The 2011-nt window shown below is 38.3% G+C and carries 3 protein-coding genes; 1 reads left to right on the forward strand and 2 read right to left on the reverse strand.

Annotated features, from left to right (window positions below; genetic code table 11):
- Positions 1–94: 94 nt before the first annotated feature.
- Positions 95–379 carry a 50S ribosomal protein L27 gene (rpmA, locus tag IQ228_RS25285; RefSeq protein WP_027403157.1) on the reverse strand — a complete coding sequence of 95 codons (285 nt, stop codon included), beginning with the start codon at positions 377–379 and terminating at the stop codon, positions 95–97.
- Positions 380–516: 137 nt separating this feature from the next.
- Positions 517–924: a 50S ribosomal protein L21 gene (rplU, locus tag IQ228_RS25290; RefSeq protein ID WP_027403158.1), complete on the reverse strand. Its 408-nt coding sequence runs from the start codon at positions 922–924 to the stop codon at positions 517–519.
- A 592-nt stretch (positions 925–1516) separates the two neighbouring features.
- Here rplU and IQ228_RS25295 point away from each other — a divergent pair.
- Positions 1517–2011 (forward strand): DNA polymerase beta superfamily protein (locus tag IQ228_RS25295; protein ID WP_193964894.1); only part of this gene is annotated, 495 nt, incomplete at its 3' end.

The following is a 2011-nucleotide window of genomic DNA, read 5'->3' on the forward strand; positions in this document are numbered from 1 at the left end:
AAGCAAGAGCTTAAGCTCTTGCTTTACCCCTACCCGGAGAATCAAATAATTAAGCCGTTTTGGATATAACTAATGGCCAATAACTAATAAATAACTAGCTGGCTACAGCTTCTACAAGTTCTACTGCTACTGGATAAACGCTAACTTTCTTCTGGCTTTTACCTCTTCTTTCAAAGGTAACTACACCATCAACTAAAGCGAACAAAGTATCATCACTACCGATACCAACATTATTACCAGGGTGAACCTTAGTACCACGTTGACGGACGAGAATATTACCTGCGCGTACAGTTTGTCCACCGTAACGCTTTACACCTAGTCGTTGAGCATTAGAGTCACGACCGTTTCGCGTACTACCCGTTCCCTTCTTATGAGCCATGATTTCCTCTTTTCTATTTACTTTATTTATCCCAGCTAGTTATCTAGTTTAGGCTAGGAAAAGGATGATTAATGATTGGTAATTAAATTACTCTTGCTCACCTCTTGCCTATTCCTTAACTAGCAACTTAACCTTATTTATGATTCTTCTGCGGTTTCTTCCACGAAATCAGCATTAATGACGGGACTTTCCGCCATCGTTGGGGCTTCTTCGTAAGCTAAAACTTCGCCGTTAAGATTGATAGAATTAATCAAAAATCTGGTAATTTCCTGGCGATGTCCCCGTTTTTTGCGGGTTTTCTTTTTAGGTTTCATCTTATACACCAGGACTTTGCGACCTCTGAAATGTCGCATAATTGTCCCTTCCACTGTCGCACCTTCTACTAAAGGTTGCCCAATGGAAACTGCGCCTTCGTGGTGTACAAGTAACACTGCGTTGATGGTAACTTTTTCATCTGGTTCAGCGGTTAGTAGTTCAATGTCGTAAAAGCGACCTGCTTCTACTTTCATTTGTTTACCGCCAGTTTCAATAATCGCGTAGGTCATTAAATTGTCCTTGAAGTTGCCGTACAGGTAGCTGGCTATAATCTCCCGTAGAGACGCTATTTATAGCTTTTGCCAGCCTTTGAAGTATGTCTACCTGATCCGAGCAGGAGTTAGACAGACAATCTAATATATTACCTGATTGATAGCTAATCAGTCAACCTTTTAGAAAATATAATTTTATCAGACCTCGCGGTAAGCGTAAAACTCAGCGGCTTGGTTCCCTGAGATAAGCTGTTACACAGCTAAATTGTATAATCCTAATATTCTGAACTCTTGTTTAACAGGCAAGATGCCTGTTCCACTTATACAAATTAAATGCACAAAAGCTTATAAGCGACACGAGGGATTTTAATCCCTGTGGTATGTTACAATTAAATTGTGGGTAAGAACAAGAAAACATTTATGTGTTGAAGCATCCTAGTACGGAGAAATCCCGGCTCATAGGAAACAACGGTATTTTTGGCGTTGCTGAATTGGCGTATGATTTTTGGAGGTGGAGACGTTCCATGGAACGTCTCTACAAGAGTCTTGAACCTATGCAAAATTATTTTCATCCCTAAAATCAGCAACGCCTAATTTTTATTAGATAAATATGAAAAGGATAGAAGTTGAACAAAGAACTATTTTTGTGGGTTTAGCTGGTAGTCATGGTTATGGTTTAAATCGTCCTGAATCAGATTATGATTATCGTGGTGTATTTATTGCTCCTAAACGCTATTATTTAGGTTTTGATAGTATTGAGCAAAAGGATTCGGGATGGGATGAACCAGGGATATTCCCGTTTATAGATGGTAATGAAGATACGGTTATTTATGAATTAAGGAAAGTTCTACATTTATTGGCTGGTGCAAATCCCAATGTTTTAGAATTGCTGTGGTTAACGAATTATCCTTTTTTAACAAATGTCGGACAACATTTAATTAATCATCGCAGGTTGTTTTTGAGTAAAAAGGTAAAACACACTTATTCTGGTTATGCTTTTGCTCAAATCAAGAAGATGGAAACTCATCGTAAATGGTTATTAAATCCACCCACGAAAAAACCTATTCCTGCTGATTTTAATATTATGGATGAAGTTCCTTTAAGT

The organism is Dolichospermum sp. LEGE 00246, from assembly GCF_015207865.1.
Taxonomy (GTDB): Bacteria; Cyanobacteriota; Cyanobacteriia; order Cyanobacteriales; family Nostocaceae; genus Dolichospermum; species Dolichospermum heterosporum.